We start from the raw sequence: 8,489 nt of genomic DNA, 5'->3' as shown, positions 1-8,489 counted from the left end.
CCGATCGGATTTCGAAGCCCTCCGCGGTCGGAGAAGCGTTCTCGCGCCGCTGAACCCAGTCGATAATGGTGGCCACCGCGTCGGCGACCGGCACGGTGTTCACCTGGGTGCCGTCGCGGAACCGGAAGCTGACCGCGCCCGCCTCCACATCGCGCGCACCGGCGAGCAGCATGAACGGCACCTTCTGCGCGGTGGTGTTGAAGATCTTCTTCTGCATGCGGTCGTCGCTGCGGTCCACCTCGGCGCGAATGCCGTTGTCCTGCAACAGCTCTACCACGGCGTCGAGGTGCGGGGCGAAATCGCCCGCGACCGGGATGCCGACGACCTGCACCGGTGCCAGCCACGCCGGGAACGCACCCGCGTAATGCTCGGTGAGCACACCGAAGAACCGCTCGATGGAGCCGAACAGCGCGCGGTGGATCATGACCGGGCGATGCTTACCGCCGTCCGCGCCGGTGTACTCCAGCTCGAAGCGTTCGGGCAGGTTGAAGTCCAGCTGAATGGTCGACATCTGCCAGGTGCGGCCGAGCGCGTCCTTGGCCTGTACCGAGATCTTCGGGCCGTAGAAGGCCGCGCCGCCGGGATCGGGCACCAGATCCAGGCCGGAGTCGGTGGCCACCTTGCGCAGGGTTTCGGTGGCCTCTTCCCACAGCTCTTCGGTGCCGACGAACTTCTTCGGATCCTTGGTCGACAGCTCCAGGTAGAAGTCGTCGAGGCCGTAGTCGCGCAGCAGGCTCAGCACGAATTGCAGCGTGGAGGTGAGCTCCGCGTGCATTTGCTCCTTGGTGCAGTAGATGTGCGCGTCGTCCTGGGTCATACCGCGCACCCGGGTCAGGCCGTGGATTACGCCGGACTTCTCGTAGCGGTACACCGAGCCGAATTCGAACATGCGCAGCGGCAGTTCCCGGTACGACCGGCCGCGCGACCGGAAGATCAGGTTGTGCATCGGGCAGTTCATCGGCTTGACGTAGTAGTCCTGGCCGGGCTTGCGGACGGTGCCGTCGTCGTTGAGTTCGGCGTCGAGGTGCATGGCCGGGAACATGCCGTCGCGGTACCAGTCCAGGTGGCCGGAGACCTCGAACAGGTGGCCCTTGGTGATGTGCGGGGTATTGACGAATTCGTAGCCCGCGGCGACGTGGCGGCGGCGCGAGTAGTCCTCGAGCTCCTTGCGGATGATGCCGCCCTTGGGGTGGAACACCGGCAGGCCCGAGCCCAGCTCATCCGGGAAGGAGAACAGGTCCAGTTCCAGACCCAGCTTGCGGTGATCGCGCTTCTCGGCCTCTTCGAGCAGGCGCAGGTACTCGTCCTGGGCCTCTTGGGATTCCCACGCGGTGCCGTAGACGCGCTGTAGGTCCTCGCGGCTCTGATCGCCACGCCAGTAGGCGGCTGAGGAACGGGTCAGCTTGAATGCCGGAATGTATTTGGTGGTCGGGATATGCGGGCCGCGGCACAGATCGCCCCAGATCCGTTCACCCGAGCGCGGATCGAGATTGTCGTAGATGGTCAGCTCGGCACCGCCGACCTCCATGACCTCCGGATCGTCGATACCCGACTTATCGGAGATGAGTTCCAGCTTGAACGGCTCCTTGGCCAGTTCGACGCGAGCCTCTTCGACATCGGTGACGCGTCGCGAGAATCGCTGCGCGCCTTTGATGATCTTCTTCATCCGGGATTCGAGCTTGGTCAGATCCTCCGGAGTGAAGGGGCGGTCCACCTGGAAGTCGTAGTAGAAGCCGTCCTTGATCGGCGGGCCGATTCCGAGCTTGGCCTCCGGGAACTCCTGCTGCACGGCCTGTGCCAGCACGTGGGCGGCCGAGTGCCGGATAACGCTGCGCCCGTCCTCGGAGTCGGCGGTCACGGCTTCGACCTCGATATCGGCGTCGGGAACCCAGGTCAGGTCCTTGAGGTTGCCCTCCGGATCCCGCACCACGATGACGGCGTTGGGGCCCTTGCTCGGCAAGTCGGCCTCGCGCACCGCGGCACCCGCCGTAGTCCCGGCAGGCACCCGGACGAGGGCTGCTGGGGTCTGCGGTGATGAGGTGGTCACGGCTGCGTGCTCCTTGGCGTTGTCGTATAAGCGGGAATGCCCCGCCGTGCGCTGGTCATAGCCGGCCGCGCCCGTGACGGTTCACGAACGCATTCCTCCGGCGCGACCATGCTATCGGCAGGGCACCGCCCCCGCGTCCATGGACCCGGCCCGGCGGTCGATCGTTGTCGTACAGCGTTGTGGCGATGTTGTGGTCCACCGGTCGTCCGCCGATCAGCGGTTCGACCCGCTACCGCCGGTGGACACCGCGGTGGCGACCGCCGACCGGACCCGGCCGCGGGGTGGTCAATCTCTCAACCGCGAGCCGCCAGCTCTGCCAGCAGCGCTTCGCGTTGCGGCGCAGGGCGTTTCGGGCAGCTGGTGCACATGTCGCAGCCGGGGACCTCGAAAACGAGGCAGCAGGAGATGCGGCGGACGAAGGTTCGGGGGGCGATATCGATGAAGCGCGGGATGGGGAGGCGACCGGCTATATCGCGGGCGAGCTGCGCACCCGACTCCTGGGCGCCGATATCGAGGGCCCGGTTTCCGATGGCGTCGGCGACTATCGCCCACAGCGCCGCCGGTCCCGCACCGGAGACCTCCGCCACGACCGGGATGACCTGCGACAGGGTGTGCCGCAGGGCCGGGCCGGCGCTGGAGCCGGTGCAGCCGGACGCCAGGGCGGTCGGCTCGGTCTCGTCCGGCGCGTCTTGGCCGGTTGCCGCCGTAGCGCAGTGGCAGGGCTCGTCGCCGTGGGTGCCGAGTTCGCTCGCGGCGGGTAGCGGCAGCACCCGTTCGATACCGCCGTCGGGGCGGATTTCGCACGCGATGTGGTCGAGTGCCGGATTCATGGCGGGCCGACCTGCCGCATAGGCACTGACGATCGGGGTCACCAGCGACGATGCCGCCATGCACCACCACAGGGTGCCGGAGACGCGGGAATCGGCCGTACCCCAGGAGATGCCCATATCGGCTATCCGTTCGGTGAGCCACCGCGGGTTCAGCAGCTCCGTTCCCGGGACAATGGCCGCGTTCACTGGAACAGCGGACTGCGCAGTAGTTCCCATTCGACTCCGATCCAGCCACCGATCAGACCAAGGGTGCCGAGCAGCCACAGGGTCGCGACCACAAGGGTCACGGTGGCGATCGCGGCCAGTCCGCGCACCAGCAGACCGCGAGCGGCATACCAGCCCATGGCCCGGTGATACCGCCCACGTGTCCAGTGCAGCGCACGGTGTGCCCAGGCGAATCCGGTGGCCAGAATCCCCAGCCCCGCGAAGACGATCAACCAGCCCGGGCCCGGATACGGAATCGTCACGATCCCGATCGCCAGGACCACGACACCCAGCACGCCCACCACGATCCGGTGGGCGAGGTTCAGGGTAGGGCGTCCGCCAACGGCCTCACGCCAGGCGCGCCAGCGAGTTGGAGCAGTAAGCACAACGCCAGGGTACGGGCGGCGACACGACAGGGCGTGCGCCGACGCCTTCTTCCCGAACCGACTCATTCGCTGCCAATCCGCCACCACATCGGATGCTCCGTCGGAGCTCGCCGCTCATACCTGCGAGTGGGGCGGTTCGACATCGGTGACCATCACCCTGGGAAGGGTGAACGAAGATCTCATTCCGGCAAGTTTCGGCCGGGATCCACTGCTGCGGGAGTGTGGATTCCGGCCGAGAGCGTGCCGGGATGACGAATAGCTCGGTCAGGACACGCCCGCCGCGTCCCGGGCCGCGAGGTAGCCGAAGACCAGGGCCGGGCCGATGGTTGCGCCGGGTCCGGCGTAGGTGTAGCCCATTACCGGGGAGCTGGTGTTGCCCGCGGCGTAGAGGCCTTCGATGATGGAACCGTCCGCGCGAAGGGCTCGGGCGTTGAGGTCGGTGTTGATGCCGCCCTTGGTGCCGAGGTCGGCGGGGACCAACTGGGCGGCGTAGAACGGGGGGTTGGTCAGCTCGCCGAGGCTGGGGTTGGGTTTGTTGGTGATATCGCCGTAGTAGTGGTCGTATTTGCTTTCGCCACGGTGGAAGTCGGGGTCTGTGCCGGTTCTGGCGTGGCTGTTGAATCGCTCGATGGTGGCGGTGAGGGACTGTGTGGGGACTGCGATCTGTTCCGCCAGTGCGGGTATGGAACCGGCGGTGACGATGGCTCCCGATCGGATCCAGGAGCGCGGCAGCGGCTGTCGGCCCGCGACGCTCGCGAACATGTAGCGGTTGCGATAGGTCTGGTCGAATATGAGCCAGGCGGGGAGGTTTTCGGCGGGACCCTCACCTTGCCCGTGGTCACCGCCGAGCATGCGGTGGGTGGCTTCGACGTAGGGCAGCGATTCGTTCATGAAGCGGACGCCGCGGCCGTTGACGATGAGGCTGCGTGGGAGTGAGCGTTCGGAGAGAGCGAACCATGGGCCCTTCGGTAGCGGGATCGACGGGGCCCACCACGCGTCGCCCATGAAGGAGACGGCCGCACCGAGACGTAGTGCGGCGGTAATACCGTCGCCGGTGTTGGTGGGGGCGCCGAGGGTCAGGGAGGCCGAAACCGGTGCGCGGTGGTATTTCTCGCGCATCTCCGGGTTGTTGTCGAAGCCACCGCAGGCCAGCAGCACACCGCGTCGGGCACGCAGAGTCGTTGTGATTCCACTGTTTTCGACAACGACCCCGACCACCCGATTGTCCTCGGTGATCAGATCGGTCATCGCGGTATTCAGCCGGACGGGGACACCGGCGGCGCGCACCCCCAGCATCAGCTCGGCCATGAGGGCAGAGCCCAAGCCGATGAGCTTTTGTCGGCGCAGCCTGCCGAGCAAGGTGCGCACACCGATCCGCAGCAGGCGGTGCGGGCCGCGCCAGTTCCGCAATCCCGTACTCGCCCACCGGTATTCGGACTGTTTGAGCACGACACCGAGCGGCGCTTTCACATAGGACGGGTGCAGCGTCGCGAGATCGTCCCCCAGTGCGCGAGCGTCGAACGGCGACGGCTCGCACGAGCGTCCGGTGGCGCGGCCGCCGGGAGCCTCCGGGTGGTAGTCGGAGTACCCGTTCACCCATTCCAGCCGCAGCGCGGAGTTCTCGATGAGGAACTCCAAGGCTTCGGGACCGCGCTCGATATAGGTGTCGATCAGCTCCGGAGCCACATCGCCCCCGACAATGCTCGCGAGATAGGCTCGCGCATCCTCGATATCGTCGGCCGGAGCCTGTCGGCGGAGCACCGAGTTGCCGGGAATCCACACCCCACCACCCGATCGGGCCGAGGATCCGCCCCAGTACCGCGATTTCTCCACGATGACGGTGCTCAGTCCGTGGCGGGCGGCGGTTATCGCCGCGGCCATCCCCGCCGCACCCGACCCAACGACAATCAGGTCGACCGTGTCGTCGGTTACGTTGTCGTACCGCATAATTCAACGCTCGCTATCTTCAGTTCTTCCAACGTTCATCGAGCACCGCCGCGAGGGCGCCCTCGACACACACCAGCAGTGACGCCCCTTTGGCGGAGCCGCGCAGCCATTGCAGATAGCCGAATTCAGCGGCGGCGAGCATTAGATGCACCAGCAGGCCGGGATTGCTATCGGTCCGGGAATCACGCGACATACGCTGTGCGACAAGCTCGACCAATCGCTCGCGATGCTCCGGAGTAATCAACGCGACCCGGTCGAGCAGGTGCGGTGCGGTGCGGAACGCGGCACGCCACTGCTCGAGTTCCGCAGCGGCGAGCGTCGTGGACCGAGTCATAATCGCCTGCGCCAGTGCGATATCGGCGGACTCGTCACTCGGCCGCTCCTCCAATAGAGCGGCGATACCGGCGCCACCCTCACGCACCGGATCCAGCAGCAGATCGTCCTTACTGCGCACATGCCGGAAGTAGGTACTCGGCGAGATTCCGGCGGCGGCCGCGATCTGCTCGGTCGTCACCTCCTCGAACCCGCTGCGCGCGAACAACTCGAAGGCCGCCCGCTGAATCTCGGCGCGAATCTGCCTGCGCTGCCGTTCCCGTAGTGACATGGACACTCCTCCACTCGATAGTGCGAGTATCTCCATATATGACAGCGACTGTCAAGAGTGGACCTGCTGTCACAACGCAGACGGGGCGCGGATTCACTCGGAATCCGCGCCCCGTGACGAATCAGCCCCTGCCGCAGGGGCATTGGCCACTGCCGTGAGCTACACCGTCACCAACTCCGCCAGCTCGCCATCATCGATCTCGGCGATCCCGTCGGCCGTCACCGCGAGCACCCGTGCGGTACCGATATCGAAGAACAAGCCGGACACCGTGACGCCGCGGTCGCGAATGGCCGCACGCACCAGTGGGTGATTACTCAGCGTTGCCACCTGTACCGCCACATTCACCATGCTCAGCTGGTCGACGTCGGAGAACCCGGCATCGGCCGCGGCACGGGCGACCGGATGGCCCATGCGGAACCGATCCAGGCTCGGCACCGCGTACTCCAACCAGTCGCCGAGTCCGGATCCGGTGTGCGCGCCCGCGTACACCGCCGTCATGGCACCGCATCCGGAGTGCCCGCACACCACCAGATTGTCGACCCGCAATTCCTCCAGAGCGAAGATCAGTCCGGCCTCCAGGGAGGTGTCGCGCCCATAGGACGGCACCAGATTGCCGACATTGCGGACGGTGAACAGATCACCGGGACCGCTATTGGTAATGACATTCGGCACGATCCGCGAATCCGCGCAGGTGAGGAAGAACGAATGCGGTTGCTGCCCGTGCTCGTCGAGATGCGGTCGCACCACATGGGCATTGCGCCGGTGATAGGCGGCGATACCCGAGGTGATCGGGCTGCTCTCGCCGGTATCGCGCCACGGGCTCAGCACATCGTCGAGCAGTCCGCGGGCGCGACCGCGCACCGGTGGTCCAGCCGGGGCGTGCTTCATGGGCGCGGTCCCCAGCTCGATGAATTCCACTGTGCCGCCGGTACTCTCGTGCTGGGTCGCCCAGTCGTGAATGGATTCGTAGGCGGCGTGGTCGAGGAAGTCGACACTCATCTCCACCAGCACGACGGTCCCGGCCGGCACCTTCGCGAGTTCGGAGGACAGCCTGGGCAGCGCCAGGAAGGTACAGGTGCCCTCGATCCGCACCAGCCACCGGTCGTCGTCCACATGCTCGGCCGTCACCGCGACGCGCACCACGCGCCACAGCAGCAGCGCGAATGCCACCACGAGACCGATGAGCACACCCTCGAGGAGATTGAGGAACACCACACCCGCGACGGTGGCCACATAGATGAACAGATCGCCGGTGCGATGCGCGAGCCGAATATGCGCGGTCTTCACCAGCTGCATGCCGACCACGATCAGCAGACCGGCCAGGGCGGCCTTGGGAATCTGCTGCACCAGGCCCACGAGCGCGACCGAGAACACCAGCACCCACACACCGTGGATGAGCGCCGACGCCCGGGTGCGGGCACCGGCCGCCACATTGGTGGCGCTGCGCACGATGACGCCGGTGACCGGCAGACCGCCGAGCAGACCCGAGGTCATATTGGCCGCACCCTGTGCCACCAATTCGCGGTCGAAGTCGGTGCGCGGCCCGGTGTGCATCTTGTCGACGGCGACCGCCGACAGCAGACTTTCCACACTGGCGATGAGCGCGATGGTCAGCGCCGCGAGCGCCACCGCACCCCAGCCACCGCTGGGCATCTCGGGCAGGCCGATCGCGTCGAACAGTGAGCCGTTCAACACGATTCGCTCGACATTGCCGGGAACCACCAGCGACAGCACGGTGCCGACGAGCACCGCCACCAGCGGTCCGGGCACCACCCGAATCTTGCCGGGCATGTACTTCCAGCCGAGCATGATGGCAATGACGACGGCACCGATGAGGACGTCGTAGGCATGCAGATTCAGCAGCTGCCGCGGTAGCTCGGTGATATTGGCCAGCGCGGAACTGTGCGACGAACCACCGAGCAATACATGCACCTGCTGCAGGGCGATGGTGATGCCGATACCGGCGAGCATGGCGTGCACCACAACCGGCGCGATGGCCAAGGCCGCCCGCGCGATCCGGCTGAGTCCGAACACGACCTGCAGCGCTCCGGCCGCGACGGTAATGAAACAGGCTGTCTTCCAGCCGAATTGATTGATGGTCTCGGCGACAACAACGGTCAGGCCGGCGGCGGGGCCGCTGACCTGCAGCGCCGAACCACCGAGCAGACCCACCACCACACCACCCACCACGGCGGCGATGAGTCCGGCGGCAATGGGCGCGTCGGAGGCGACGGCAATGCCGAGCGAGAGGGGCAGGGCGACGAGGAAGACCACGAGCGACGCGGGCAGGTCGTGGCGCAGCAGCACACGCCAGCGGGAATCTCCCGGGCTGTGCTGTGATTGGGTGTCGAGCGACATACTTCTCCTTCACCAGGGCCTGACGAGGGCCCGGACGATGTCTGGCAATGGCATCGAGGAGGCGCTGTGGGCGGCACTGACCACAGGATCGCCGGGAAGCGAAGGCAAGGCTA

Annotated in this window: 6 protein-coding genes; all 6 read right to left on the bottom strand. The window is 66.5% G+C overall.

Annotated features, from left to right (window positions below):
• Positions 1–2,047, bottom strand: a 2,047-nt coding sequence (gene thrS, locus NU1_RS13975) for a threonine--tRNA ligase (protein WP_067521430.1), incomplete at its 3' end; no start/stop codon positions are given.
• A 293-nt stretch (positions 2,048–2,340) separates the two neighbouring features.
• Positions 2,341–3,063, bottom strand: a complete 723-nt coding sequence (locus NU1_RS13970) for a (2Fe-2S)-binding protein (protein WP_245720116.1) — start codon at positions 3,061–3,063, stop codon at positions 2,341–2,343.
• Entirely contained in the window at positions 3,060–3,467 is a 408-nt protein-coding gene (locus NU1_RS13965; protein WP_067521428.1) for a TIGR02611 family protein, read from the bottom strand. The genes NU1_RS13970 and NU1_RS13965 overlap by 4 nt, the downstream gene beginning before the upstream one ends.
• A 264-nt stretch (positions 3,468–3,731) precedes the next feature.
• The gene (gene kstD / locus NU1_RS13960; RefSeq protein WP_067521345.1) at positions 3,732–5,414 is read right to left on the bottom strand and encodes a 3-oxosteroid 1-dehydrogenase; all 1,683 of its coding nucleotides are present in this window, start codon (positions 5,412–5,414) and stop codon (positions 3,732–3,734) included.
• A 19-nt stretch (positions 5,415–5,433) separates the two neighbouring features.
• The gene (locus NU1_RS13955; protein ID WP_067521342.1) at positions 5,434–6,018 is read right to left on the bottom strand and encodes a TetR/AcrR family transcriptional regulator; all 585 of its coding nucleotides are present in this window, start codon (positions 6,016–6,018) and stop codon (positions 5,434–5,436) included.
• A 159-nt stretch (positions 6,019–6,177) separates the two neighbouring features.
• Positions 6,178–8,376 (bottom strand): SulP family inorganic anion transporter, encoded by a 2,199-nt coding sequence (locus NU1_RS13950; RefSeq protein WP_067521339.1) that lies wholly within the window; start codon positions 8,374–8,376, stop codon positions 6,178–6,180.
• Positions 8,377–8,489 lie beyond the last annotated feature (113 nt).

This window comes from Nocardia uniformis NBRC 13702, assembly GCF_001613345.1.
In the GTDB taxonomy this organism is placed as follows: Bacteria; Actinomycetota; Actinomycetes; order Mycobacteriales; family Mycobacteriaceae; genus Nocardia; species Nocardia uniformis.
This window is presented reverse-complemented; position numbering and strand designations above follow the sequence as displayed.

What these genes read in the sequence shown, in the direction of transcription:
- kstD (WP_067521345.1), bottom strand. Translation starts at nt 5,414, where the DNA reads ATGCGGTACGACAACGTAACCGACGACACGGTCGACCTGATTGTCGTT.
- NU1_RS13955 (WP_067521342.1), bottom strand. Translation starts at nt 6,018, where the DNA reads ATGTCACTACGGGAACGGCAGCGCAGGCAGATTCGCGCCGAGATTCAG.
- NU1_RS13950 (WP_067521339.1), bottom strand. Translation starts at nt 8,376, where the DNA reads ATGTCGCTCGACACCCAATCACAGCACAGCCCGGGAGATTCCCGCTGG.